At 61.5% G+C, this 26135-nt stretch carries 19 protein-coding genes; 15 read left to right on the top strand and 4 right to left on the bottom strand.

From position 1 onward, the window contains the following. The first annotated feature begins 253 nt into the window (after positions 1-253). Positions 254-829 carry a helix-turn-helix domain-containing protein gene (locus tag ABIE18_RS15715; protein WP_499723605.1) on the top strand — a complete coding sequence of 192 codons (576 nt, stop codon included), beginning with the start codon at positions 254-256 and terminating at the stop codon, positions 827-829. Positions 830-947: 118 nt separating this feature from the next. Here the strand turns inward: ABIE18_RS15715 and ABIE18_RS15710 are convergent, their stop codons facing one another. Continuing rightward, positions 948-2921 carry an APC family permease gene (locus tag ABIE18_RS15710; protein ID WP_499723604.1) on the bottom strand — a complete coding sequence of 658 codons (1974 nt, stop codon included), beginning with the start codon at positions 2919-2921 and terminating at the stop codon, positions 948-950. A 231-nt stretch (positions 2922-3152) separates the two neighbouring features. Between ABIE18_RS15710 and speB the strand changes: the two genes are divergently transcribed. The 8 genes from speB (at position 3153) to ABIE18_RS15670 (ending at position 14064) form a co-directional block, all read left to right on the top strand. After that, positions 3153-4223: an agmatinase gene (gene speB, locus ABIE18_RS15705; RefSeq protein ID WP_499723603.1), complete on the top strand. Its 1071-nt coding sequence runs from the start codon at positions 3153-3155 to the stop codon at positions 4221-4223. After that, positions 4220-5923, top strand: a complete 1704-nt coding sequence (locus tag ABIE18_RS15700; RefSeq protein WP_499723602.1) for a thiamine pyrophosphate-binding protein — start codon at positions 4220-4222, stop codon at positions 5921-5923. The genes speB and ABIE18_RS15700 overlap by 4 nt, the downstream gene beginning before the upstream one ends. Before the next feature lie 135 nt (positions 5924-6058). Further along, entirely contained in the window at positions 6059-6541 is a 483-nt protein-coding gene (locus tag ABIE18_RS15695; protein WP_442005847.1) for a MarR family winged helix-turn-helix transcriptional regulator, read from the top strand. A gap of 9 nt (positions 6542-6550) precedes the next feature. Beyond that, positions 6551-8668 carry an MDR family MFS transporter gene (locus tag ABIE18_RS15690; RefSeq protein ID WP_499723601.1) on the top strand — a complete coding sequence of 706 codons (2118 nt, stop codon included), beginning with the start codon at positions 6551-6553 and terminating at the stop codon, positions 8666-8668. A 319-nt stretch (positions 8669-8987) separates the two neighbouring features. Further along, complete coding sequence (locus ABIE18_RS15685) at positions 8988-10721, top strand: ABC transporter ATP-binding protein (RefSeq protein ID WP_499723600.1); 1734 nt, start codon at positions 8988-8990, stop codon at positions 10719-10721. Continuing rightward, complete coding sequence (locus ABIE18_RS15680; RefSeq protein ID WP_499723599.1) at positions 10718-12796, top strand: ABC transporter ATP-binding protein; 2079 nt, start codon at positions 10718-10720, stop codon at positions 12794-12796. Before ABIE18_RS15685 ends, ABIE18_RS15680 begins: the two co-directional genes overlap by 4 nt. Positions 12797-12870: 74 nt before the next feature. Continuing rightward, complete coding sequence (locus tag ABIE18_RS15675; RefSeq protein ID WP_499723703.1) at positions 12871-13287, top strand: acyl-CoA thioesterase; 417 nt, start codon at positions 12871-12873, stop codon at positions 13285-13287. Positions 13288-13296: 9 nt separating this feature from the next. Further along, positions 13297-14064 (top strand): copper homeostasis protein CutC, encoded by a 768-nt coding sequence (locus ABIE18_RS15670; protein WP_499723598.1) that lies wholly within the window; start codon positions 13297-13299, stop codon positions 14062-14064. Between the two features lie 15 nt (positions 14065-14079). Here the strand turns inward: ABIE18_RS15670 and ABIE18_RS15665 are convergent, their stop codons facing one another. The 3 genes from ABIE18_RS15665 to ABIE18_RS15655 form a co-directional block, all read right to left on the bottom strand. Beyond that, positions 14080-16668 carry a GH32 C-terminal domain-containing protein gene (locus ABIE18_RS15665; RefSeq protein WP_499723597.1) on the bottom strand — a complete coding sequence of 863 codons (2589 nt, stop codon included), beginning with the start codon at positions 16666-16668 and terminating at the stop codon, positions 14080-14082. Between the two features lie 100 nt (positions 16669-16768). Continuing rightward, on the bottom strand, positions 16769-17974 hold the full coding sequence (locus ABIE18_RS15660) for a NosD domain-containing protein (RefSeq protein WP_499723596.1): 1206 nt from the start codon (positions 17972-17974) through the stop codon (positions 16769-16771). 176 nt (positions 17975-18150) lie between these two features. Continuing rightward, on the bottom strand, positions 18151-18333 hold the full coding sequence (locus tag ABIE18_RS15655) for a hypothetical protein (protein ID WP_499723595.1): 183 nt from the start codon (positions 18331-18333) through the stop codon (positions 18151-18153). Between the two features lie 382 nt (positions 18334-18715). On the opposite strand from ABIE18_RS15655, the gene ABIE18_RS15650 reads away from it, so the two are divergent. The 6 genes from ABIE18_RS15650 to ABIE18_RS15625 all read left to right on the top strand — a co-directional run bounded on the left by ABIE18_RS15650 (position 18716) and on the right by ABIE18_RS15625 (position 26068). Continuing rightward, positions 18716-19996, top strand: coding sequence for an ABC transporter substrate-binding protein (locus ABIE18_RS15650; protein ID WP_224091232.1), 1281 nt, complete (start codon positions 18716-18718; stop codon positions 19994-19996). A 70-nt stretch (positions 19997-20066) separates the two neighbouring features. Beyond that, complete coding sequence (locus ABIE18_RS15645) at positions 20067-20954, top strand: carbohydrate ABC transporter permease (RefSeq protein WP_431118672.1); 888 nt, start codon at positions 20067-20069, stop codon at positions 20952-20954. Continuing rightward, positions 20954-22018, top strand: a complete 1065-nt coding sequence (locus ABIE18_RS15640) for a carbohydrate ABC transporter permease (protein ID WP_499723594.1) — start codon at positions 20954-20956, stop codon at positions 22016-22018. The genes ABIE18_RS15645 and ABIE18_RS15640 overlap by 1 nt, the downstream gene beginning before the upstream one ends. 46 nt (positions 22019-22064) lie before the next feature. Then, complete coding sequence (locus ABIE18_RS15635) at positions 22065-23459, top strand: right-handed parallel beta-helix repeat-containing protein (RefSeq protein WP_499723593.1); 1395 nt, start codon at positions 22065-22067, stop codon at positions 23457-23459. Between the two features lie 15 nt (positions 23460-23474). Further along, a complete protein-coding gene (locus ABIE18_RS15630) occupies positions 23475-24527 on the top strand; it encodes a LacI family DNA-binding transcriptional regulator (protein WP_499723592.1) in 1053 nt (350 codons plus the stop codon). Continuing rightward, a complete protein-coding gene (locus tag ABIE18_RS15625; protein WP_499723591.1) occupies positions 24524-26068 on the top strand; it encodes a glycoside hydrolase family 32 protein in 1545 nt (514 codons plus the stop codon). Before ABIE18_RS15630 ends, ABIE18_RS15625 begins: the two co-directional genes overlap by 4 nt. Positions 26069-26135: the final 67 nt, after the last annotated feature.

Below are 26135 nucleotides of genomic sequence, written 5' to 3'. Positions count from 1 at the left end.
GGAGCTGGTGCACGGAGGTTGGGGTTTTCGACGATACTCCTGCGAAGCGCCGAAGTCTCCGTGCTGATGATTGGAGATTGGGTTCGTGTTGTGCCTCACAGACAACACTTGTTGCCTATGAGGATATGTTGTGATCGGAGTAACAGTCAAGGGGCTTTGGTCATCGTTGGGCTGTTTGTGGCTCCCACAGCCCGTGATCCCGCTACTATTGCTGCAATGACAGGGCCCAATGACAGGCCTGAAAGGTTCGTGAATGAAGGCTCTCCCCGTTGAACCAAGCAACGTTCCCGTTGCCATTGGTTCCAGAATCCGCGCAGCCCGCCAGGCGCAGCGCCTCACCATCGAGCAAGTGGCGGACGCCACGGGACTGACCAAGGGCTTCCTCAGCCGCGTCGAGAGGGACCTGACCTCGCCGTCGGTCGCTTCCCTCGTCACCCTTTGCCAGGTCTTGTCCGTGTCGGTAGGGGACTTGTTTGCCGCTCCGGAAACGCACCTGACCAGGCGCGACGACGGTCCCCGCATTTCCTTGGGTGGTGAGGGCATTGTGGAGCGTTTGTTGACGGCCCGCTCGGAGCGGCGCCTGCAGATCCTTCAGGCCACCATCGAACCGCGGGGCCGTGGGGAGAACGAGCTCTACGCCGTGGACTGCGACGTTGACGTCCTTCACGTGGTGAAGGGACGCATCAAACTCATCCTGACCAACGAGGAGTACGACCTCGAAGAAGGGGACACGCTCTCCTTCCCGGGCAGGGAGCCCCATACTTGGGTCAATCCCACGGACGAAACCGTCGAGGTCCTCTGGGTTCTGGTGCCCGCAGCGAGCCGCTAGGCCTTCCAAGCCACGGACCCTGACCTCTTTTGAAGGCTGAAGGGCCGTGATGCAACCAAGATTGGTTGTATCACGGCCCTTTCCCTGTCAAAGAAAGTCAGGAAGCAACGCGGCGCGGTCAGCCCACGTGGACCCAAGGGCGCCGGGTGATGTCGGGCTCAGCTTCACGCAGGACCTCGCGGGTCACCGGCGCGATCTCGCCCTCGCCGAAGAACAGGAACTTGCTGAGGTTGGAGATCGGATTGCCCTCGGTCCAGCGGAAGTAGATGTGCGGCATGAAGCCCGTAACGTCGCGGATGTGAAGCAAGACTGCGGCAAGGGTGTTGGGCACGTTGTTGCTGTGGACTTCCAGGATCTTGAAGCCATGCCGTTTTTTGCCCACGACCTGGAGCTCCTGCTCGAAGTCTGAGCTGTCGTCAACAATGATCTCGATGAACACCGCGTCGCAATCCAGCGGCAGGTGGTTGGCCTGCTGCGCGTGTTGGAGCTTCTCCCGGTACCGCCCGGCGCTGAGGTGTTTTGGTTCATGCGCGATGATCCGGACCGGTCCGTCGACGTTGTTCGCAGTGAATTCGAGTGCAGTCTGGTCCATCTTGATATGCGTGGCTCGGAGCTCGAAGGCACGCCGGATCCGGGAGATGAAGCTCACCACCATGATGCCCAGAATGAACAGTGCGGCGATCTTCAAGCCGTCCGGACGCTCGATCGAGTTGACCACGGTGGTGTAGATGAAGACCAGGGAAACCACTCCGAAGCCGATGAACTGTGCCCGCTGCTTCTTTCGCCGGGCCGACAATGTCACGGCGATGGAGGCGGAGGTGATCAAGACGAGTACACCCGTGGCATAGGCGCCACCCTGCGCGTTGACGTCGGCTTGGAAAATAATCGTCACGATGAAGGCGATGACCGTGAAGACCAGGACGAGTGGACGCAGAGCGCGGACCCAGGCTGGAGCCATGCCGTAGCGCGGCAGGTACCTGGGGACCAGGTTCAAGAGGCCGGCCATGGCCGAAGCTCCGGCGAACCACAGGATAGCGATGGTGCTGGCGTCGTACACCGTGCCGAATCCGTCGCCCAGGAACTTGTGGGCGAGGAAAGCCAGGGCGCGCCCATCAGCCTTGCCGCCGGGTTCGAATTCTGCGGCCGGGATCAGCATGACGGTGGTGAAGCTGGACGTGATGAGGAACGAGCTCATGATGATGGCGGCGGTGGTCAGGAGCTTGTGGGCACCTTTGATCCGGCCGGCTGGCTTCGCTTCAGTGTCGGACGGATGTCCCTTGATCTGTGGCATGACTGCGACGCCGGTCTCGAACCCGGAGAGGCCAAGGGCCAACCGTGGGAACACCAGGAGCGCAAGGGCAATCATCAGGATGGGATCGCCGTGGGATGTGTTAAGCGCAGTCCACCAGTCAGAGATGACCCGGGACTCCGTGAAGACATGGCTGATGGAGACGATGACCACCACGAGGTTCAGCGCCAGGAAGGCGGCGACCAGGACGACGGCCACGTTGATGGCTTCCTTGAATCCGCGCAGGAAGACGATGCCCAGTCCTGCAATCAGGGCCAGGGTGATGACAACCTGTTGGCCTTCGAGGAAGTGCGGAGCAAAGGGGTTCTCAATGAGGTGGGCTGTGGCGTCGGCGGCGGAGAGGGTGATGGTGATCATGAAATCCGTGGCCGCAAAGCCGAGGAGTGCCAGGACGAACAACTTGCCTCCCCATCGAGGAAGCAGGCGCTCGAGCATGGCAATGGAACCCTCGCCCCGAGGGCTTTCCCTGGCAACGCGACGGTATACGGGCAGTGCGCCAGCCAAGGTGACGAAGACCAGGAGCAGCGTGGCCAACGGCGACAGTAATCCTGCCGCAAGGGCCGCGATCGCAGGCTGGTAACCCAGGGTTGAGAAGTAGTCCAGGCCCGTCAGGCACATGACCTTCCACCAGGCCTGCGGTTTGTGGGCCTCCGCAGGCTGTCCGTGGGGACCCTGCCGCTTGCCCGAGGTATCCGGCATTCCTTCCAGCAGCCACGATTTGAGGTGGAATGCCTTTTTGTGCCGGTCGGCAGGGTCGGCCGGCGGCCTCGTCAGGGTGGTCACGTTGTCCTTTCGGGCAGCAGGGTGCTGCTCACGCAAGGAGCGTATGGCCGCCTTCTGCGGCCCGACCCCCGTTTTTATGGAATCTTTACGCCTGATGTGACCGGCATCTCATACGGGCTCGTTCCCAAAGAGAACTTGTAAACAGGTGATGCTTATTAGGAAACTTTGAGTGTATGATGGGTGTCACAGTTACTGATTCATCTCGACCTATCCACTAAGGAGTGGCGCATTTTGGAAGAGCTCCGTATTGAGGCCAACGGGAACCTTGGTCCCATCGATTCGTCCCGCATCCCGCGCTACGCCGGTGCTGCCACCTACGCCCGCCTGCCACGCCTGGACCAGGTATCCAAGGCTGACGTCACCGTTGTTGGCGTGCCCTTTGACTCCGGTGTTTCCTACCGACCCGGCGCCCGCTTCGGCGCGAACCATGTGCGTGAGGCCAGCCGCCTGCTGCGCCCGTACAACCCTGCCTGGGATGTCAGCCCCTTCGAGAACATCCAAGTGGCGGATGCCGGCGACATGGCGGTAAACCCGTTCAACATCAACGAGGCCATCGAGACCATCCAGCAGAACGCGCTGGACCTCACGGCCAACGGCAGCAAGCTGGTCACCCTGGGTGGCGACCACACTATCGCCCTTCCCCTCCTGAGGGCAGCAGCAGAACGTGCCGGTGAGCCGGTGGCCATGCTCCACTTCGATGCACACCTGGACACTTGGGACACCTACTTCGGCGCTGAATATACGCACGGTACGCCGTTCCGCCGCGCAGTGGAAGAAGGCATCCTGGACACGGAGGCCATCAGCCACGTGGGTACCCGCGGTCCGCTGTATGGCAAGAAAGACCTCGACGACGACCACCGCTTTGGCTTCGGAATCGTCACCTCCGCTGATGTCTACTACCAAGGCGTCCTGGAGGTGGTTGCCAAGATCCGCGACCGCATCGGTAGCCGTCCGCTGTACATCTCCGTGGACATCGATGTCCTGGATCCGGCGCACGCACCCGGCACCGGTACACCCGAAGCAGGCGGCATCACCAGCCGCGAACTGCTTGAGATCATTCGCGGATTCCGTGGCATGAACCTCGTCGGTGCGGACATTGTGGAAGTTGCCCCGGCTTATGACCACGCGGAAATCACGGGCGTGGCCGGCAGCCACGTTGCTTATGAGCTGGTAACCCTCATGGCAGACAACGCCGTTGAAGGTGACCGTCACGGCGCACCGAACGGCTATGCCCAGCAGGCCCTGGGTGCACGCATCGCAGAACTCGCGCAGGCAACCGGCACCGCAGGAGAGACGCGATGATCGATTTCGATCCAGGCACCGCGGCGCCAACCCGCGGTACTGATCAGCGCAATGGTGGGGACCTCGTCGTCGAGACCCTCGAAGCGCTGGGTGCGAAGACGGTCTTCGGTATCCCGGGACAGCACGCTTTGGGTCTCTTTGACGCCATGGGCCGCGGCAACCTGCACTTCGTGTCTTCGCGTGTGGAGAACAATTCGGCGTTTGCGGCTGATGGCTACTCCCGCGCCACCGGCGAGGTGGGCGTGCTGTTCCTGTCCACCGGTCCGGGGGCGCTGACCTCCCTTGCTGGTTTGCAGGAGGCTTACGCCACCGGTGTTCCTATGGTGGTTATTGCCAGCCAGATTCCGCTCGAGGGCCTGGGCGCCCGCCGCAAGGGCATGCTGCACCAGTTGGACGACCAGAAGGCTTCGGCCGCGAACGTCACCAAGAGCCAGCGCCTGATCCAGCATGCCTCGGGCATCCCGTCGGCCATCCAGGACGCCTGGACCGAGGCGATTTCCTCGCCGCAGGGTCCGGTGTGGATCGAGATTCCGCAGAACGTCCTGCTGGATCCGATCATGGTCCCGCCGGTGGAGGACGCGCTCGCTGAGGCAGCAGATAACCCGCCGCGCGTCGAGCTGATCCGCGAGGCCGTGAAGTGGCTTTCGACGGCGGAACGTCCGGCGATCATTGCAGGCGGCGGTACGCGCCGTGGCCGGGCTGAGAAGTCGCTTCTCTCCATTGCCGAGCAGCTGCGCGCTCCCGTCATTTGCACCCCTGGCGGCAACGGTGCGTTCCCGTGGAAGCATGAGTTGTCGTTGCAGTCGTGGATCGAGGACCGGTACATGACCGATGTCCTGGAAGATGCCGACGTACTCATCGTCATCGGTTCATCCTTGGGTGAAGTGACCTCCAATTACTTCACGTTCGAACCCCGCGGCCGCATCATCCAGATCGACGCCGAACCCCGCGTTCTTGAATCCAACCGGCCAGGTTTGGGCATCCGTGCCGACGCCGGCCAGGCACTCGCAGCCCTGGACGAAGCCCTCGCAGCAGCCGGTGCTGCCGACGCGGTGACGCGTTCCTGGCGCGGCACCAGCCCCGAAGACGTAGTCAAGGAGTCTTTGGCCAAGGTCAAGGCACGCCTGGAATCACAGGACCTGGCCAAGGAACTGAAGTTCATGGCCGACATCCGCGAAGCCGTCCCCGCGGACATGCAAACCTTCTGGGACATGACCATCTCCGCGTACTGGGGCTGGAGCTGCTGGGACGCCCGTGAAGGTCAGTTCCATTCCGCCCAGGGCGCCGGCGGCCTCGGCTACGGCTTCCCCGCAGCCATCGGCGGCGCCGTGGGACTGGAAACCACAGGCAAACCCAGCAGGGTTCTGGCGGTGTCCGGTGACGGTTCCTCGATGTACTCCATCTCCGAACTTGCCACGGCGAAGCAGCACAACATCCCGGTGACCTGGCTGATCGTGGACGACGGCGGCTACGGCATCCTCCGCGAATACATGGTGGGTGCTTTCGGCAAAGCCACGGCCACTGAGCTCGCACGGCCGGACTTCGTGAAGCTGGCCGAGTCCTTCGGTGTTCCCGCGCGCAGGGTTTCCCCGGAGGGAGTGGGGGACGCGCTCAGGGCGTCCTTCGAAGCGGATGGCCCCAACGTCGTCGTGGTTGAGACGTTGCTGAAGATGTTCGGCCCCACCCACCTGGACCACTAAGTACCCATGATCAAGCCCCCGCACGTTTTCCGTGCGGGGGCTTGATGCTTTTAAGGCCCAAGCTCTTCTTTAGTTTCCCAAAGCAATCAATATAAGTTATAGTTGCTTTAGGCAAACAAAAAGGGGTGTTTTTCCATGTCCGTCGGTTCTGCCACAGCAACCGATCTTGTGCATCAAATATTCGACCTCCAGCGCACCCTGCGCTGCGTGGTGACCGCCCACATGGCCCGCGTTCCCGACGTCGGGATGGCGGTCCAAGGTGTCATGCGCTTTATCGGCGAGGGGGAGACCCGGGCAACAGCACTGGCTGCGCGCCTGGGTGTCAGTGCGCCGGTCCTGAGCAGGCATGTCGCCGAACTCGAGGAACTTGGCTTCGTCGCAAGGCGGCCTGATCCGGCGGATGGCAGGGCCCAGCTCCTTGCCCTGACGGAGGATGGCGCAGCGAAACTGCGCGACTTCGAAGAACAACGCAGCGTGAGGCTGCGGGATTATCTGGCGGATTGGAGCGAGGCTGACGCCCTCGAGGCCTCCCAGGTCATCAACAAACTCACCACGTCCCTTAAGGACTCAATCCGGGCAACGGCGGCCGGCTCCACCACGACGACTCACACAGCTTAGGAGCCACGCATGGCCACACCAGTTCAGAACGCCGCCTCGGGGCAGACCGCCGGGCGCAACCCAGCGGGAATTAACTCAGCGGGAATCACCGCAGCCGCCGCACCCATGACCCACCGGCAAATCATGGAAGCCCTCACAGGTCTCCTCGCTGCCTTCTTCACCGCGATCCTCAGCAGCACAATCGTTGCCAATGCGCTGCCAACCATCATGTCCGAACTCAAGGGCACGCAAACCGATTTCGCCTGGGTCATCACGGCCGCTTTGCTGGCGAACGCAGCCACCACGCCCATTTGGGGAAAGCTCGCGGACCTCTTCGACAAGAAGCTCCTGGTCCAGCTGAGCATCATTATTTTCGTGGCGGGCTCCGTTATGGCCGGCTTGTCCGAGACGATTCCGCTGCTGCTTACTGCGCGTGTCATTCAAGGCATCGCCATGGGTGGCCTCACCGCCCTGGCCCAGGCAATCATCGGTTCCATGATTCCGCCGCGGGATCGTGGCAAGTACTCCGGCTACATGGGTGCCGTGATGGCGGTGGGCACCGCCGGCGGCCCGCTGCTGGGTGGCTTCATTGTGGACAGCCCGCTCGGCTGGCGCTGGACGTTCTTCGTCTGCGTGCCACTGGCTGTGGTTGCGCTCATCCTGCTTCAGGTGACCCTGAAGATCCAGCACATCAAGCGTCCCGCCAAGATCGACTGGCTCGGCTCCATCCTCCTGACTTCGGGCGTGAGCTTGCTCCTGATCTGGGTTTCCTTCGCCGGCAACCCGGACTACTACGACTGGTTCTCTTGGCAGTCAGCCCTCATGGTGGGTGGCGGCGTGGCGCTGCTGGCGCTCCTGGTGCTGGTGGAAACCAAAGTTGCCCAGCCGATCATTCCGCTCAAGATCATCTCCGAGCGCACCACGGCACTTGCCATCATCGCGTCGATCGCGGTCGGTATCGCCATGTTCGGTTCGTCCACCTTCCTGGGCCAGTATTTCCAGGTGGCGCGTGGAGCCACGCCCACTGAAGCTGGCCTGCTGACTCTCCCAATGATCGCCGGCAACCTCATTGGTTCTGTGGCGTCGGGCATCCTGATCAGCCGCTTTGGCAAATGGAAGCGGTTCCTGATCGCCGGCTCCGTGCTCCTGATTGGCGGCCTCGCTTTCGCCGGCACCATGGACCACACCACAGAACTCTGGATCGTAGCCATCTACACCGGTGTGTTCGGCCTCGGCTTGGGCATGCTGATGCAGAACCTGGTGCTCGCTGTGCAAAACACGGTCCAGGCCAAGGACATTGGAACGGCCAGTGCCTCCGTAGCCTTCTTCCGCTCTGTCGGTGGCGCAATCGGCGTGTCCGTCCTTGGCGCCATCATGTCCAACCACGTGAAGGACCTGGCAGTTGAAGGCATGGCCGCCGCCGGTATTCCGGTCCAAGGTGGCGGGTCCGGTGCCAGCATGGACCTGGCCGATATGCCGGCGCCCATCGCTGAGATCATGCGCGCTGCCTACGGCGACGCCACCGCCCAGATCTTCCTGATATCCGCGATCATCAGTGTGGTGGCACTCCTGGCCGTGCTGTTCATCAAGGAACGCCCGCTGCGGCGCACTGTTGACGCGGCACCGGAGAAGGAACTCATTGCGACGGCGTCCGGAGATGCTGGCATGTCCCTGGAAACTACTTCCCTGGATACCGCTGACGACCCAGTCAGTCAGGCGGGAGCGCCCGACGACGGCGAAAGCCGCCTTGATGCCGGGCGTCGCCTTCCAGGTCGCCTCCAAGAGAGCGGTCAGGGTCCCCGCACGGACTCCGCATCCGATCTTGACCTCGAATTCGCGCGGATCCTGACCCAGGAACGCCCTCAGGCAACTGCGGACGTCAAGGAATTGCAGGAACAACTGTCCCGCACCCAGTACGTCCTGGCCGAACAGCAACTGCAGCTGAGCCGGGCCAACGTTGAACTGCAGGCCCGCTTGCGTGAGCAGCAGACGGTCGCGGAGCAGCAGGCGCGAACTGCCAGCGAATTGTCCGCCCTCCGCAAGGAGCTCAAGCGCGAACGCAGGCAGCAGGAGCGAATGGCGCTGCTCCTCCTCCAAGGCGTCCAAGCGCGGCAAGCACGGCCGGACCACGGCAAGCACGCAGGCTAGACATCACAGATCCTGCCCTTGTTCGAAACTCCCGGCGTACTACGCCGTGAGCAGCGAACAAGGGCGGGACCGAAAGCGCCGGCTGGGTGACCAGCCGGCGTTTTTGTTGCGTGCAGCGGCTGATCCGGCCTTCAGCGGCTGTGGTGCCTGCGCCGGCGGGAGCACATCCGACACGGGAAATACTCCGCTGGGATGATCTTTTCCCTAGGTTGTTTCGCCGAGGCAACGGATTTCGTAGAGTAGGGAGGCTAATACTGTCAGCCCCTGCTGCAACACTTCTCTTACTTCATTCACGCACTCTTTCTAAGGACCCGTGGGCATGCTTGTCACCCTTATACGGCGCTACTCCAAGCCGTATTTGCCGCAGATAGTGGCCGTCCTCATATTCCAGTTGGCGTCCACTATTGCCACGCTCTACCTCCCAAGCCTCAATGCCAAAATCATTGACGAGGGAGTCTCCCGCGGCGACACCGATTTCATTTGGCGCACGGGCGCGCTGATGCTCGCCGTCGCACTCGGCCAGGTGCTCACCGCTGTTGCAGCCGTCTACTTCGGTGCACGGACGGCAATGGCGATCGGCCGCGACCTCCGGCGCAGCGTCTACCGTCAAGTAAGCAGCTTTTCCGCACAGGACGTGAACCGTTTTGGTGCTCCTACGCTGATCACCCGCGGCACCAATGATGTCCAGCAGGTTCAGATGCTGGTGCTGATGGGCCTGAACTTCATGGTTTCCACACCCATCATGTGCGTGGGTGGCATCATTATGGCCCTCCGCGAGGACCTCAGCCTGTCCTGGTTGGTCTGGGTTTCCGTGCCCATCCTGGTGGCAGTGGTGGGCTACCTCGTGGTCCGGTTGATGCCGCTGTTCCGTTCAATGCAGACCAAGATCGATGCCATCAACGGTGTGCTGCGTGAGCAAATCATTGGTATCCGGGTTGTCCGTGCCTTTGTGCGCGAACCCTACGAAGCCAAGCGTTTCGGTGACGCCAACCAGGACCTCACTGCCGTCTCCGTCAAGATCGGCAATCTCTTTGTCCTGATGTTCCCGGCCATTGGCATGATCCTGCACCTGTCCACTGCGGCGGTGCTGTGGTTCGGCGGTCAGCGTGTGGACTCCGGTGACATGCAGGTGGGTTCCCTGACGGCTTTCCTGCAGTACCTCCTGCAGATCCTGATGGCAGTGATGATGGGAACCTTCATGGCCATGATGATTCCCCGTGCTTCCGTCTGTGCCGACCGCATCGGCGAGGTGCTGGACGTGGAGCCTTCCATCCACAACCCGACTTCCCCCGTGGTTCCGGCCGAAAAGAAGGGCCACGTGGAGTTCCGCGACGTCACCTTCAAGTACCCCGGAGCCGAGGCGCCGGTGCTGAGCAACATTTCCTTCACCGCTGAGCCGGGCAAGACCCTGGCGATCATCGGTTCCACGGGCGCAGGCAAGACCACCTTGGTATCCCTGCTGCCGCGGCTTTACGATGTCGCCTCAGGTGATGTCCTGCTCGACGGCGTCCCCGTCACCGAACTGGACGCGTCGGAGATCACCAGCCGCGTCTCTGCTGTGCCGCAGAAGCCGTATCTTTTCTCGGGGACCATCGAGCACAATCTGCGCTTTGGCAAGCCCGAGGCTACTGACGAGGAACTCTGGGAGGCGCTGGAGACCGCGCAGGCCAAGGGCTTCGTTGAGGAAAAGTCATCCGGCCTGAACCGGCGGATCGCCCAGGGCGGCACCAATGTGTCCGGCGGCCAGCGCCAGCGCCTTTCCATTGCCAGGGCCTTGGTGACCAAGCCGAATGTCTATCTGTTTGACGATTCCTTCTCCGCGTTGGACGTTGCCACCGATGCCAGGCTCCGGAAAGCCTTGAAAGCCAAGACACGCGACGCCACAGTCATTATCGTCGCCCAGCGCGTCTCCACCATCGCCGATGCGGACGAGATCCTGGTCCTGGATAACGGCCGGATCGTGGATCGCGGAACGCACGATGAACTGCTGGAAACCTCGCCTACGTACCAGGAAATCGTTGAATCCCAGCTGAGTGTAGAGGAAGTCGCATGAGCGAGCAGAACCAGCAGAAGAAGCGTGGCTGGGCTGCCAAGGCAGAGGCCGCGAAGAATGCCCAGGCTACAGACGAGGCGGACGTGGCAACCGAGGCAATTGATGACGACGACTTCGTAGAGGAGGAGTACGTCCCTTCGGAAGCCGATGGCGGTATGTTCGGCGATGTTCCCGCCAAGAAAGCCAAGGAGTTCTGGCCATCAGCCAAGCGACTCATGGGCTTGTTGAAGCCTGAGAGTGTCGGCGTCTACATCGTGATCGGCCTTGTGGTGGTCTCGGTGGTCCTGAATGTGATTGCGCCCAAGATTCTGGGCAGCGCGATGGACGTGATCTTCGGCGGCGTCATGGGAAAGCAGCTGCCGCCCGGCGTCTCCCAGGAACAGTTCGTAGAGCTCATGCGCCAGCAAGGCCAAGAGAACTTTGCGGACATGGTCTCCAAGATGCAACTCACCAACGGGATCGATTTCCCCAAGCTGACGTTCCTCATTTCGATCGTGCTCCTGATGTACTTTGTAGCCAACATCTTCCTGTGGGCGCAGGGCTGGCTGCTCAACAGGATCGTTATGCGCGTCATCAAGCAGCTGCGTAATGACGTTCAGGCAAAGCTGAACAGGCTTCCGCTGAATTACTTCGACACCCGCCAGCGTGGCGACATCCTCTCCCGCGTGACAAACGACGTCGACAACGTCCAGCAGGGATTGCAGCAGGCGTTCGCACAGTTGGTCAGCTCGGTGCTCACCGTCTTGGGCATCACGGTGATGATGTTCATCGTGTCCTGGGAACTGGCACTGATCGCACTGATCGCGCTGCCACTCTCGGGTGTCATGGCCGGCGTCATTGGTGCCAGGAGCCAGAAGCTTTTCGCTGCACAGTGGAAGAACACAGGCTCGCTGAATGGCCAGATCGAGGAATCATTCTCCGGGCATGACCTGGTCAAGGTCTTCGGCCGCGACGCTGACATGCTGGTGCGCTTCGATGAACGCAATGAGGCCCTGTACAAGGCGTCCTTCGGTGCCCAGTTTGTTTCCGGCGTAATTTTCCCGGCCATGAACTTCGTGTCCTACCTGTCCTACGTCGGCATTGCGGTGGTTGGTGGCCTGCGGGTTGCCTCCGGCTCCATGAGCCTTGGCGACGCCACAGCCTTCATCCAGTACTCGCGGGAATTCACCCAGCCGCTCGGCCAGATCGCCGGCATGGCCAACATGCTGCAGTCCGGTGTGGCCTCGGCCGAGCGCGTTTTCGAATTCCTCGACGCCGACGAAGAAGTTGAAGAGACCGGTACGCGCCACCTGCCGGCCAAGACCGATGGCCACGTGGAGTTCGAGCATGTCTCGTTCAGCTATGTGGAGGACAAGCCCCTCATCGAGGACCTGTCCTTCAGCGCCGAGCCTGGCCATACCGTGGCTATCGTCGGACCCACGGGGGCCGGAAAGACCACCTTGGTGAACCTGGTAATGCGCTTCTACGAGCTCAATGCCGGGCGCATCACCTTGGACGGCGTGGATATCAAGGATCTCAGCCGCTCCGAGCTGCGGTCCAAGGTGGGCATGGTTTTGCAGGATGCCTGGCTCTTCGGCGGGACCATCTACGACAACATCAAGTACGGCAACCTGGACGCCACCGAGGAACAAATCATGGAAGCGGCCAAGGCCACCTATGTGGACCGCTTCGTCCGGGCACTGCCGGACGGTTATCAGACGATCATCGATGAAGAAGGCAACAACGTCAGCGCCGGTGAGAAGCAGCTCATCACGATTGCCCGTGCTTTCGTCTCCGATCCTTCACTGCTGATCCTTGATGAAGCTACCAGCTCTGTGGATACCCGTACTGAGCTGCTGCTGCAGAAGGCCATGGCCGCCCTCCGCACGGACCGGACCAGCTTCGTCATCGCCCACCGGTTGTCCACCATCCGCGACGCCGATACCATCCTGGTGATGGAGAACGGGCGGATCGTGGAGCAGGGCAACCACAACCAGCTGCTGGTGCTCCAAGGCGCCTACTACCGCCTCTACATGTCCCAGTTTGCCGGTGAGGAAGAGACCGCCGTGGATGACTCGACGGCGGTGCACAGCTGAGCGCGAATTCCCTGGGTACCGGGTTGCACGACCGGGATTCCGTGGAACCCCAGCGCATCGAGGTACTCGTACCTATGCGCTGGGGTGACATGGATGCGTATGGGCATATCAACAATGTGCAGACCGTACGGATGCTGGAAGAAGCCCGAATTGCGGCTTTCGGACCGCCACGGGGTGCTGGCCTTCCGGGCGCAGAACCACCGGCGGCCCTCTTCAATGATGTTGAAGAGGGCGTCATGACGTTGGTTGTAGAGCACAAAGTCCGGTACGTGCGGACTTTGGAATACCGCAACATCCCGGCAGTGGTGGAGATTTGGGTTGGTGCCATCAAGGGGGCCAGCTTTGATCTTCACTACGTCATCAAGGACCCCGTCACAAAGGAAGACTGCGTCAAAGCCAGTACGCATCTGGCCTTCGTGGCAGAAGCTACCGGCAGGGTCCTCAGGCTCACTCCTGACCAGAAGGAAAAGCTGGAGCGTTACCGCGCGTAGAGTTTCACCATGAAACTTGAAATCGCCGTGGTGAGCGCGACGGGTGCCGGTACGGCCGCATCCGAAGGTGCCGATCGGATTGAGCTCTGCAGCAGCCTGGAACTTGGTGGCATCACGCCAAGCCAGGGACTCATGGAAGCCAGCATTGAACACGTTGCCGGGCGCCTTGAGATCCATCCGCTGGTGCGATGCCGCCCCGGCGATTTCCACTACTCCGCCTCGGACGTGGACACCATGGTGCACGAAGTACGTCACTTGCTGGCTCAGGGCGCCCACGGGGTAGTAGTGGGCGCCCTGACCGCAGAGGGCTACATCGATGTTCACGCTGTCCAACGCCTGGTGGATTCTGCCCGGCAGGCCAACCCTGAAGCGCAGTTGACCTTCCATCGCGCGATTGACCAATCACGGGACCCGTTGGCGGCCCTTGATCAACTGCTGGAACTCGGTTTCACCCGGGTACTAACATCCGGCCACGAGGCCACAGCAGGTGCCGGCCTTGCGAACCTTTCCGAGATGGTGGAGCGGGCCGGGGGAGCCCTGGAGATCATGGCCGGAGGCGGGCTGAGCCTTGGCGATATCCCGGCGATGCACGCGGCCGGCCTTTCAGCCGTTCACATGTCCGCCAAGAGAACTGTCTCTACGCTGGGTCGCCGAACCATATCCCTTGGCGCGCAGGACGGTGCCGACCCCACCGCCTATACCGTCACAGACCGGGAAACGGTCCGTATGGCGAGGGCAGAGATCAATGCGCTGGAACTCGGTGCTCCTCCGGCATAGTTTCCACTGCCGGGGTCAGCCTCCCCACATTGCCTGGTTCAGCGGAGTTACCGTCAGGCTTTCCAGTCGCGCGGCTCCTCCCTCGGAGAAGACCGAGATGTGGGTCGCCCCAGCGCTGGGAAAAACTTGGTCCGTGATGGTGGTCAGGCCGTCCTGGGCGAAGAGCTCCACGGATGCACGGTCCACATACAGGCGCAGGCGAAGCCGGCCATTGATCAACTCCACCCGCGGGTCCTCCACTGAACTGAAGGCTGGATGGAATCCCTCATTGCCCGAGTTGGTCCTGTCGACGGCAAGCCGTTTCGTGGACGGAGCGTAGCCAATACGCGTTGCTTCGGTTCCGTTGTCGAGGACTTTCAGGCCAAACGCCGTCGCCGTTCCGGGCGAGAACTCTGCGTCAACCTGGACCACATCACCTGTGATGGGAAGTGTGGTTGTTCCCGGCGTGATGTCCTGGGCGGGCGCAGTGTATGCGGCCGCCGTATTCTTCAACACCTCGGCCTGGGATACCACCTGCTGCCGCAGCCGCGGACCCGCGGACGTCTGGGTCAGGACCACTTCACGCGGCAACGCCATGGTTCCGCGCCACGTGGTGGTGGGAGTGTCCTGGCCGTAGTCCCAGTTGTTCATCCAGCCCAACATGATCCGCTTGCCGCTTGGAGCATTGTTGAAGGACACCGTGGCGTAGTAGTCCCTGCCCCAGTCCAGCCAATCGTGCTGCTCGAGGTGGGAGGCATCCGAGGAAACGAATTCGTCGGCCAGGATGTGTCCCCAGCCGCCGCGGTTGTTATCCACGATCTTGATGGTTGCCTGGCTGCCTTTGTAGGCGCTCACGTCCCAGGCTTTCCACTCCAGATGTTCGGAGTCGTTGCCGGTGGCGGTACGGACTGTTTGACCATTGACCACAAGGTTCACGGTGGTTTCGGCGCTCCTGGGCTTCGCCGGTTCCGAACCCAACACCATGTTGTCCAGTGTCAGGTGGCCCCATGGCCCGGTTGCATTGTCTACAACCCGGATGCGGGCGATCTGGCCGTACCAGGGGGAAACGTCCCAGTTCTGCCAGTTCAGGTCGCCCGAATTTGTGCCCGTTGAGGTGCGCACCGGCACTCCTCCCACCAGCAGTTCAACCTGGAGTTCCCCGTTGGCGCGGCTGCCGCCGCCCAGAAGGAAGCCGATGTTGGTGTTGGTCAGGTAAAACTCGGGGGACGTGATGGTGCCGACGTTGTTGTCCTGGTACGGGCCGCCTTCGAAAGTGTTGATCCGTTTCCCGATGGCGAATTCACCTCCCGACGTCGAGGGGTTAAGTGCCGCTTGGAAGTCGCCGGTGAGCTGCCAGCCGGCTTGCGTGAGCGTCCTGGGGTAGTCGAAGCCGTCGAACAGCAGGTAGCCCGTAGGGGCTTGGTTTCCGGACTGTTTGCCTGTCTCCTGCGGATGCTTTCCGCCACCGGCGAGGAAGTTGAGGTAGTCCTTGTCCAGGGTGAAAGGTGCTGATTCCATGGTGCCCACGGGTGCATCTCCACCATGGAAGCCGTTAACCAGCCCGGCTCCGAGGGCTCCGGTAACCGCCATTTGTCCTGGAAGACTTCCTGAGGCGGGGGCGCTTCCCCAAGGCCCGGAACTGTTTGACGGATCGTTCTGGACGTTCCAGCCGCTGTAGTTCCCACCGTTGAAGCCGGCAAGAACGTTTCCGGGGGGAAGCTGGCTGGCGGAATCGATATTTTCGGCGGTGAAGGAAGTGCCGTTGAAGGTTCCTACGAAGTATTGTCCGCCGCTGCCGCCGGCGACGGCTCCGGGGTTGATGTTCACCGAGAGGACCCACTTGACGTTGTTTGGGTCTCCGTCAACCGCTAGTGGGAACAGATCAGGGCATTCCCACTGCCCTCCGGTCGCATTTGCCGGACCGAAGTCATCCAGGTAGTTCCATTGCTTCAGGTCGTTGCTCTTATAGAAGAGGACGCGGTGTTCGTCGGCTTCAACGGCCGCCATGACCCAGTAGTCCGGACCGGTGGGGGAGTCGTACCAGAAGACTTTGGGGTCTCGGAAGCTGGAGGTGTTCCTGTTCAGGACCGGGTTGTTGCCGTACTTGGTCCAGGTCTGTCCGTCGTCGGTGCTGAACGCCAGTGACTGTGCTTGTTTACCGGCGAGGGCGGGGTGGGCCGCAGTGTAATTGCTGGTGTAGATGGCAACCAACGGCGGATTTTGGGGACTTCCGAGTCCGCTGCTGTTCTGGGTATCCACCACTACGGATCCCGAGAAGATTTCCTCGATCACTTGGCCGGATCCGTTGAAACCCCGTGGAATGGCGAGTGGTCGTTCCTCCCAGTGGATCAGGTCGGTGGAGGAAGCGTGGCCCCAGCTCATGTCTCCCCAACGTGTTCCGTTGGGGTTGTACTGGTAATACATGTGGTACTTCCCGTTGTGGAACACGAGTCCGTTGGGATCGTTCATCCAGTTCGCTTCCGGCGTGTAGTGCAGGTACGGCCGGTATTGCTGGGTGGCCGGATCCGGGTCGGTGGCCTGGGCGGTGGTGGCAACGGAGAATGAGGCAGCGGTGAGTGCCACGGCCGCCCCGATCGATATTAAGGCTTTGGTGCGTCTTGTCATCGTTGACAGACCTTTCGTCAAGGGCTTGCGTTGCAGGATGACGACGGCGGACCCGCCTTGTGGGGCGACGTCCGCCGTCGTCGTTACTTATGCCGTGCGGTTATGGCGTTGCCCTGAACGCGTAGTTGGACGCGTACCTCACAACCTGGTTGCTATCGCCGCTGTCCAGCACCTTGGACCCGGAAGTCGAAGCATCCAGGACGACCGTGTGCACCGCAATGGCCGAGACGGTGTTGTTGGTGGCGATGTAGTTGTTGTTTCCGGAAGCCACCAGGATGATGGTGGGCGTCTGCCCCGACGGCGTGACCGATCCGGAGGCGACGTCGTAGCTGAAGTGGTTTCCAGTAACCGTGTTGTTGCTGCCTGCTATGTGCACCAGGCCGAAGAGATCGTCCAACCCATTGTTGTATGGCTTGAGGGGATCGAACGGTTCCATCTGGCGCAGGAAGTGATTGGCTCCAACGAGGTTTTCCGTGCAGCTTCCTTCGAAATTCACCATGCCGGGGTAGAAGGCATGGAAGCGGTTGGACGTAATGGAGGAGCGTGTGCAGTCCTTGAAGTGCACGCTGCTCTTGCCCCGGGGGAAGACGTTGTTGCCCGTGACCAGCAAGCCCATGTGCCCCTCGGCGAAGATCGAGAATCCCACGAAGCCGGCACCAATGAGGTTGTCGGTGACTTTCGAGGCCTGGCCAGATCCTGTCAGTTCCACGCATGATCCACATTCAGCAAGGAAGTTGCTGCTGACGCTCAGGGCATCTGTGTCCCTTACAACAAGCCCATGCTCGAGGTACACCATTCCCATACGCTCCACCCGGCAGGAATCGTTGGCAGAATCGAAGCGGATGCCTGTTTTGCCGTTGGTGTAGTCGTTCTCGTTGGAGCCGAACGAGACGCCGTCAAGGCAGAAGTTCTCGAACACTACGGCGCTAATCCGTGGATCACCTGTGCGGTAGACCCGGAACGCGTCCGTGTTCCCGTCGGTGTTTTCAACCCTGACGCGGCTGGCGCCCGGGTTGATCTCGTGCCAGCCCGATGTGTTGCCGGCGTTGTAGCGGATGCTCAACGAGGTGAAGCCATGGCCCGATCCACGGATGGTCAGGAAGCTGATGTCCACATTCACCCGGGTCTTGAGGGAATAGTCTCCCGGCGGGATGTAGATAACGGCACCGGGCTTGGACGCCTGGCTGGTCTGCTGGCTCTTGATGTCAGCGATGATGCTGTTGATGATGAGCCCGATGTCGTTGTACGGGGTGGCGGACGGATTCCCTGGAACGCTCCAGGTGGTGACGTCATAGACGGTTGTCAAAGCTGGTTCTCCTCACATCGTTGGGGGACTGAACTGTGCTGCTTCTCTTCAAGTGCGCCCGGAACCGCCGGCGCCGTGCTCTGCCTGCTCGCTCGTGCCTCACTTAGACGCATGCTGCCGCACGCCTCCGGCGGTTCCGGGTGGTTCTACAGACGGGTGCTCTATGGACGGTTGCTTTACAGGACGCCGATCAGGTGGCGGTGCCCCTGCGGGTGAGTACCGGCGTCGGGCGTTGCGGCCACCTGTCCAGGTGCTGCGGCAGCAGCGCCGCCGGCCGCCGCCATGGTGAAGGCGACAGCTGCCGATGCCGTAAGCGCGCGGAGCACACTTCGTCGGCTGATGTCCGGGACGGGTTTCATACGTTCTCCTTTGAATGGGGTCACCAAACGGGGACGCTGGCGAGGGTGGGAAGGGACCTGACTAAGCGTGGAACACGGCGGATGGGATGCGCCGTCCGCCGGAAGAACAGGCGTGGGCCGAAAGAACAGGCGCGAGCCGGAACAGGCACAAAGGGGTGCCAAAACCTGCAACATCAGCCAAAATATGCCAAAACGGTTTATCTGCCTGCGACGATGACTCTAGGGGTGGGCCATCCGGCTCGTCAAGAGCCCGAACGGGCCAAAATGTGACGCTTGACATAGTTGGGAAATCGGGCCTATGGTGTTGCCAAGTCGTTTTGGCAAAACGATTCTCCATCCCCAAAGATTCTTTCAATCCCGTTCCAAGAGAAAGTCGACAGCGATGTCCACTCGAAAGACCATCTCCAGACTCGTCACACTCGGCGGCCTCTGCACTGCCGTCGCACTCGCAGCTACGGGTTGCGGTGCCGGGGGCCCCGCACCAACATCCGGAAGCGCATCCAGCACCGTCAACGTCCTGGTGGAAGCAGGCGGCCACGCCGAGCTCACCGGCGTTGCCGAGCAATGCAAGAAAGACACCGGCCTCAACGTCAACTTCGTCGAACTGCCCTATGACGGCATGTTCAACCGGCTCTCCAGCGAGTTCTCCTCCGGCAACGTTTCCTTCGACGTCGCGGCATTGGACTCAGTGTGGCTCCCCAGCTTCAAGGATGCAGTCCAGCCAATCGATGAACTGTTCACCGATGAAGCCAAGAAAGACATTTTCCCCGCCCTCGTGAAGGAAGCCAACGTTGACGGCCACTTCATCGGCATGCCTGCCTGGACCAACGCAGAGATCATCCTGTACCGCAAGGATCTCTTCGAGGACGCCAAGAACAAGGCAGACTTCAAGGCAAAGTACGGCTATGAACTGGCAGCCCCCACCACGTGGAAGCAGTACCAGGACATTTCCGAATTCTTCACCAAGGACGGCATGTACGGCACGGACGTGAAGGGCGCCGTGGAAACGGAATGGCTTGCCCACGTCCTGCAGGCCGGCTCGCCGATGGTCCTTGATGCGAACAACAACGTGGTCATCGATAACGCTGCCCACAAGGAAGCCCTCGACTTCTACGTCAGCCTCACCAAGTCCGCCCCTCCGGGTGCTGCACAGGTTGACTGGGCAGCGGCACAGAACCTGTTCAACCAGGGCAAGACCGCCATGACCCGCTTCTGGGCCCACGCCTACCGGCAGATCCCCAAGGACTCTCCCGTAGCAGGCAAGGTGGGAGCTGCAGCGATGATTGGCGGAAGTGCCGGCGTCGCGGGTGTTCCGGGCCCGTGGTACCTGTCCGTACCCAAGGCGACCAAGAACGCTGATGCCGCCAAGAAGTTCATCAAGTGCGCGTACGACCACAACAGCATGGGTGTGGAATCCAGCCTCGGACTCGCCTCCCGCATCTCAGCGTTTGAGAAGTACCAGAACCAGCCGGGCTACGAGAGCTTCAAGCCGCTGATCGAAACGCTCAACGGCAAGGCAACCGCAACACGTCCGGCAACAGCCAAGTGGCAGCAGATTGTGGACACCGTGCTGGTTCCGCTCCTGCAGAAGGCTGTGGCTGGCGGCGACTCCGCCACCCTCCTGGCTGACGCCAAGAAGCAGATCCAGGACCTCCTCAAGTAAAGACTCCGCGGCCGGCACCAGCCGACTCAGCCGGTGCCGGCCGTGGCCCCAACAAACAGAAGAGAAAATCGTGCGTATCTCCGATCGCCGCTTCGCCCTATACCTGATGACCCCAGCGGCGTTGTTCCTGGCCGTGTTTGTGGCGTACCCGCTGTTCCGCCTCGTCGCAGACAGCTTCTTCAAGATCTCGCCCATCGCGGGCGGCCCGCGTGACTTCGTCGGATTCCAAAACTATGCGGCAGCGTTCGCCTCCGAGGCCTTTATGGGTGCCGGCTGGCGGACCCTGGCTTACACCGTGGTGGTGGTGACGCTCGAATTCGCTCTCGGCCTGGGGATGGCCCTCCTGTTCACCACGCTCGGACGCAAGTCCCAGATTTGGCGAACGGTCTTCCTGTACCCGCTGATGATTGCGCCGATCGTGGCCGGCCTGCTCTGGAAGTTCCTGATGATCGATAACTTCGGCCTCATCGGGACCCTCCTGCACCAAGCAGGCATCCTCTCCAACCCCAACCAGATCGGGTGGCTCTCGGACCCGAACATCGTGCTGTTCTCGGTAGCCGTCCCTGATATCTGGCTCACGACGTCCTTCATGTGCCTGGTGCTGTTCGCAGGCCTCCAAAACATCCCCGGCGACCTCATCGAGGCAGCCCGCCTGGACGGCGCCAAGGCACCGGCGCTGCTGTTCCAGATCATCCTTCCGCTCCTCCGCCCGGTGATCGCCGTGGCACTGGTGGTCCGCGGAATCGATGCCGCCCGGGCCTTTGACACCATCCTCATCCAAACCAACGGCGGCCCCCAGTCCGCCTCCGAAACCATGAGCCTGCTGATCTACCGGACCATGATCCGCTTCGGCGATCCCGGCCTGGCCAGCGCCATGGGCACTATCTACCTGCTGGCGATGCTCGCCGTCGCATTCTTCGCGGTGGCCACCATCTGGCGGCCAGGAAAGGACAACTGATGAGCCCCGCAGAAACCTCGCACGACGGCGGGACACCGGCTACCGCTTCTGGCATCGGACCGCGCCGTTCAGCAATGGGCGCCGAGGCCATGGTCGTCCGGCTCACTGCAGCCAGGAACACCCAGACGGCGAAGCAAACACAGGGTGACGCGACAGGCAAAACTGTGCTGCCGCCGTCGAAGGTTACTGAGCCAAGCGCCCCGCGCAGGCGCCGTGGTGTAAACCGCGAAGGCCTGGAGGCTGGACGCCGCAGCACCAGGACCATCCTGTGGATCCTGCTGGCCGCAGCCATGGTGCTGTACGGGTTCCCGTTCCTGTACCTGCTGTTTACGTCCTTCAAGACCCCGATCGACACCATCGCCGTTCCACCCACCATCCTCCCCAAGGAATGGACGCTGGAGAATTACGCGAAGGCCCTGGGCCGCAGCGGTGTGTTGGCTTCATTCATCAACAGCATCCAGACCGCGATCATCAGCACCCTGCTGTCCTTGGTGCTGGCTGTCCCGGCGGCTTATGGCATCACGCGCTACAAGACTCCGAGCGGCCGGGTGTTCATCATGGCCGCACTGGTCACCCGCATGGTGCCGCCGGTAGCAATCGGCATTCCGCTGGCATCCATGATGGCTTCGGCTGGTTTGGCGGATACGCCGATCGCATTGTCCATTGCCCACACCACCATCTCCTTGCCGCTCTCCATCTGGCTGATGTCCAGCTTCTTCGAGGCTGTTCCCCGCGACCTGGAAGAGGCAGCAACCGTGGATGGCTGCAGCAGGCTCGGCGCGCTCTGGCGGGTGGTGATCCCGGTGGTATCCGGAGGTATCGCCGTCACCGCGATCTTCGCCTTCCTCGCATCATGGAACGAGTTCCTCTTCGCACTCCTGATGACCGCCATCCGGTCGCAGACCACTCCAGTGGTCATCGCGAACTTCCAGACCCAGTTCGGCCTGGACTGGGGATCCATGACGGCGCTGGCAGCCGTGTACTCGATCCCGGTCATCCTTCTCACCCTTCTCCTGCAGCGCAAGATCGTCGCAGGCATGACGCTCGGCGCCGTCAAGGGCTAAGAAACCGTCACTGGCTGAGAAACCACACCACAAAAGGGCAGAAGCAATGTCAAGCAACAACTACTACGACGTAACGACGTGGCCGGTCGGCAACCCGTCCGAAGACGTCGGTGAAGTCATCAACAGCATCATCGCCGACGTCAAGCACCGGCAGGCAGCCACCGACGTGAACAACGGAGGAAAGCCGGGAGCGGTGATCTACCTGCCACCCGGGGACTACCACCTCCGTACGCAGGTGCTGATCGACATCAGCTTCCTCAGGATCCAGGGCTCGGGGCACGGCTTTACGTCCTCGAGCATCCGGTTCAACGTTCCCGAGGACCAGTGGCCGGATCTGCATGAGCTGTGGCCTGGCGGAAGCCGCATTATTGTCGATCTTCCGCTCGGTGTTGATGGCGAGGGTGTGGACGAAGCCAAGGGAGCTGCGTTCTACATTGAGCGAACCGGGAGCCCCCGGATCAGCTCGGTGGAGTTCTCCAACTTCTGTATCGACGGCTTGCACTTCACACCGGACGGCTCGGGGCTGCCACCAGAGAACACGTATGTGAATGGCAAGACCGGTATCTATGTGGCGAGCGCCAATGACTCATTCCGTGTCACGGGGATGGGGTTCATCTACCTTGAGAACGCCCTTACGATCCATAACGCTGACGCGCTTTCCATTCACGATAACTTCATTGCTGAATGCGGAAGCTGCATTGAGCTGCGCGGCTGGGGACAGGCGTCAAAGATCACCGACAATCTGATCGGAGCAGGTTTCAAGGGCCACTCGATCTATGCCAAGAACCATGGCGGCCTCCTCATAACCGCGAACAACATCTTCCCCAGGGGTGCCAGCAGCATCCATTTGGACGGCGTCACGCGTTCAAGCGTCACCAACAACCGGCTGCATTCGTTCTACCCCGGGATGGTGGTTCTGGCAGCAAACAGTTCCGAGAACCTGGTGGCAACGAACCACTTCCTGCGTGACCATGAGCCCTGGACTCCGTTCCTGGGAGTCGATAACGGGTTGGACGATCTTTACGGGCTTCTCTGCGTGAGCGGGAGCAACAACTCTGTGGTGGGCAACCACTTCTCCGAGGTCATCGACGCACAGAGCATCCGTCCCGCAGGTGCCACGCCGGTCATCATCCGGTTGTTGGAGGGGGCTGGCAATTTCGTGTCCAACAACCACGTGGTGGCGATGGACGTTCACGCCACGTCCAGTGATTCCTGCTTCTCCGCCCAGGTGGACGCGCTGTTGACCACGGGTGCTTCTGACGGGCTCGCCGTTACGGCCGTCCTGGTCGAGTCCGGATCTGCCCGGAATACGATCCTTGACTCCGGAACTGACGCCCAGGTCATTGCAGATACGGCTGTCAACGCAGTGAGGGCCACACCGACAGTGGGTTTCCAGGCGGCACATGCTGATTCGATCGCAGGATCAGCACCAACATCATGAGGACGTGGGGGACCAATGACCAATAGATCAGTGGGTATCAAGGATGTGGCGGCAGAGGCCGGAGTTTCGGTCACCACCGTCTCCCATGTCCTGAACGATGTTGCCTACGCCCGCGTTGGCGCAAGAACGAGGGAGCGGGTCCAGGAGGCCGCGCATCGCCTGGGATACGGTCCGAACCGCCTGGCCCAGGCCCTGCGGACACAGCGGTCAGGGATGATCGGGTTCATCAGCGAGGAAATCGCCACCACACCGCATGCAGGCAGGATCATCCTGGGCTCAGAGGAAACTGCCAAGCGGCGGGGCTACAACATCATGATCATCAACTCCACCAGCACCAGCTCCCAGGAGTCCAAGGAAAGCCAGGTGGCGGACCTGCTGGACCGCCAAGTGGATGGCATCCTGTACGCCACGATGTATCACCGGAAGCTGGCTGTCCCCAAGAACCTGGCGGGACTGCCTGCAGTCCTGGTGGACTCCGAAGACATCAGCCAAACTGTTTCCTCGGTCATCCCCGACGAAGTGGGCGGGGCAAGGTCCGCAGTGCAGACACTGATCGACGCCGGTCACACCCGGATCGGGATGCTCAACAACACCGACGACGTACCTGCAACCCACTCCCGGTTGAGGGCTTTCAAGGAGACGTTGGCAGACGCCGGGCTGCCGTTCCACGAAGAACTGGTCCAGTCCGAGATCTCGGAGATGCCCGGTGGCTATCAGGCGGCGCTGCGCCTGCTGAAATCCGAGAGCCGGCCAACGGCCGTGTTCTGCTACAACGACCGTATGGCCATGGGCGCGTACCGGGCCGCTGCGGAACTTGGCCTGAGGATTCCGGAGGACATCTCCTTCGTCGGTTTTGACAACCAGGAACTCATTGCCGAAAACCTTTACCCGGCGCTGACAACGGTCGCGCTGCCGCACTACGAAATGGGTGCTTGGGCAACGGAAAACCTGATCGATGCCATTGAAGGAAAAACCGACCTGCAGCTGTTCGCCACCCACCCCACCGTTCTTCCCTGCCCCATGGTTCTTCGCGATTCCGTCGCTTCCCTCCCGAAAGACCTCCGATGACTGAAACAACAACGCACCGTGCCGGTCCCGGCGAAGACGCCGCCTCCACGATGCGCCCGATACTTCACTACACGGCCAAGAACACCTGGCTGAACGATCCCAACGGACTCGTTTGGCATCAGGGCGTTTACCACCTCTTCTACCAAAACAACCCGTTCGACAACGTCTGGGGCAACATGTCCTGGGGGCATGCCACCTCAACTGACCTCCTGCACTGGACTGAACACCCGGTTGCCATCGCCTGTGATGAGGAGGAAGACGTGTTTTCGGGGAGCATCGTGGTGGACCACGGCAACACGTCGGGATTCGGCACAGAGGAAGATCCGGCGTTGGTGGCCATCTACACGAGCGCCTTCAAGGAAGGCTCGGCGCATCAGGGGACACAAGCCCAGTCCCTCGCGTTCTCCACAGATGGCGGCATGACGTGGAGCAAATATGCAGGCAACCCGGTGCTTGGCCGCGGCTCGGCCCATTTCCGGGATCCCAAGGTGTTCCGCTACGAGGGATCTGCCGGGTCCTGCTGGGTGATGGTGGCCGTTGAGGCGCAGCATCAGCAGGTTGTCATGTACCGCTCGGCGAACCTCAAGGACTGGGAATATCTGAGTACGTTCGGCCCTTCGAACTCGTCAGAAGGCGAATGGGAATGCCCGGACTTGTTCCCGCTCCCCGTCGACGGGAATCCGGAGAACGTCAAATGGGTCCTGGTGGTTAACGTCAATCCTGGTGCCGTGGCCGGTGGCTCGGGAGGGCAGTACTTCGTGGGCAACTTCGATGGCGTGCAGTTCACTGCCGATCCTGATTCGCTCGTTTCACCGGATGCAGACGGGACCACCGATCTCAGGAAATGCCTGTGGCTGGACTGGGGGCGTGACTACTACGCCGCAGTCTCCTTCAGCAACGTCCCGGAGAACCGCCGCATCATGATCGGCTGGATGAACAACTGGGACTATGCCAACTCCTTGCCCACGGCCCCGTGGCGCTCGGGGATGTCCCTTGCCCGCGAGGCCGAACTCGCAACCGTAGAGGGTTTGCCGCGCTTGGTGCAGCGGCCTGTGCTTCCGCTGGTGCTGCCCCTGGACTCCGGAAAGCCGGCCAGCACTCTCCAGGATGCCGAACTTCAGGACTCCGCGGTGCAACTGCCCGACGCCATGCCCGGATCAGCCCAACTGATCGAGGCAGAGATCCTGCCAGGCTCGGCCCGGACCATTGCGTTCAGGCTTCTATGTGCCCCGGACGGGAGCGCCGCAACGGTTCTCAGCTTTGATGCGGTGACGAGCCAGCTCACCCTGGACCGCCGTAATTCCGGAAACACTGCCTTCCACGAAAAGTTTGCGTCGGCAGAGTCGGCGCCAGTGAAGCTCGACGACGGCGTGCTGAGGCTGCGTATTATCGTGGACCAATCAGTGGAGGTCTTCGCCCAAGACGGCAGGGTTGTCCTCAGCGATCTTGTCTTCCCCTTGCCCGGGAGCCTCGGCACCGGGCTGCGGGTGGAAGGCGGCACGGCCGTTGTTCAGAAACTGGTGGTCAGTTCCTTGTCCTAACCCGGCCAGATTTCAGCGTCTTCGTCGGCTCTGGCGCTGGCTTCCCGGTCCGTGGAGACTGTGGGTG

This window comes from Arthrobacter sp. 2762, assembly GCF_040548745.1.
Lineage (GTDB): Bacteria > Actinomycetota > Actinomycetes > Actinomycetales > Micrococcaceae > Arthrobacter.
Note: the sequence above shows the minus strand (reverse complement) of the source record. Positions and strands in the feature narration are given on the sequence as shown.

What these genes read in the sequence shown, in the direction of transcription:
- ABIE18_RS15715 (WP_499723605.1), top strand. Translation starts at nt 254, where the DNA reads ATGAAGGCTCTCCCCGTTGAACCAAGCAACGTTCCCGTTGCCATTGGT.
- ABIE18_RS15700 (WP_499723602.1), top strand. Translation starts at nt 4,220, where the DNA reads ATGATCGATTTCGATCCAGGCACCGCGGCGCCAACCCGCGGTACTGAT.
- ABIE18_RS15695 (WP_442005847.1), top strand. Translation starts at nt 6,059, where the DNA reads ATGTCCGTCGGTTCTGCCACAGCAACCGATCTTGTGCATCAAATATTC.
- ABIE18_RS15690 (WP_499723601.1), top strand. Translation starts at nt 6,551, where the DNA reads ATGGCCACACCAGTTCAGAACGCCGCCTCGGGGCAGACCGCCGGGCGC.
- ABIE18_RS15685 (WP_499723600.1), top strand. Translation starts at nt 8,988, where the DNA reads ATGCTTGTCACCCTTATACGGCGCTACTCCAAGCCGTATTTGCCGCAG.
- ABIE18_RS15680 (WP_499723599.1), top strand. Translation starts at nt 10,718, where the DNA reads ATGAGCGAGCAGAACCAGCAGAAGAAGCGTGGCTGGGCTGCCAAGGCA.
- ABIE18_RS15675 (WP_499723703.1), top strand. Translation starts at nt 12,871, where the DNA reads ATGCGCTGGGGTGACATGGATGCGTATGGGCATATCAACAATGTGCAG.
- ABIE18_RS15670 (WP_499723598.1), top strand. Translation starts at nt 13,297, where the DNA reads ATGAAACTTGAAATCGCCGTGGTGAGCGCGACGGGTGCCGGTACGGCC.
- ABIE18_RS15665 (WP_499723597.1), bottom strand. Translation starts at nt 16,668, where the DNA reads ATGACAAGACGCACCAAAGCCTTAATATCGATCGGGGCGGCCGTGGCA.
- ABIE18_RS15655 (WP_499723595.1), bottom strand. Translation starts at nt 18,333, where the DNA reads ATGAAACCCGTCCCGGACATCAGCCGACGAAGTGTGCTCCGCGCGCTT.
- ABIE18_RS15650 (WP_224091232.1), top strand. Translation starts at nt 18,716, where the DNA reads ATGTCCACTCGAAAGACCATCTCCAGACTCGTCACACTCGGCGGCCTC.
- ABIE18_RS15640 (WP_499723594.1), top strand. Translation starts at nt 20,954, where the DNA reads ATGAGCCCCGCAGAAACCTCGCACGACGGCGGGACACCGGCTACCGCT.
- ABIE18_RS15635 (WP_499723593.1), top strand. Translation starts at nt 22,065, where the DNA reads ATGTCAAGCAACAACTACTACGACGTAACGACGTGGCCGGTCGGCAAC.
- ABIE18_RS15630 (WP_499723592.1), top strand. Translation starts at nt 23,475, where the DNA reads ATGACCAATAGATCAGTGGGTATCAAGGATGTGGCGGCAGAGGCCGGA.
- ABIE18_RS15625 (WP_499723591.1), top strand. Translation starts at nt 24,524, where the DNA reads ATGACTGAAACAACAACGCACCGTGCCGGTCCCGGCGAAGACGCCGCC.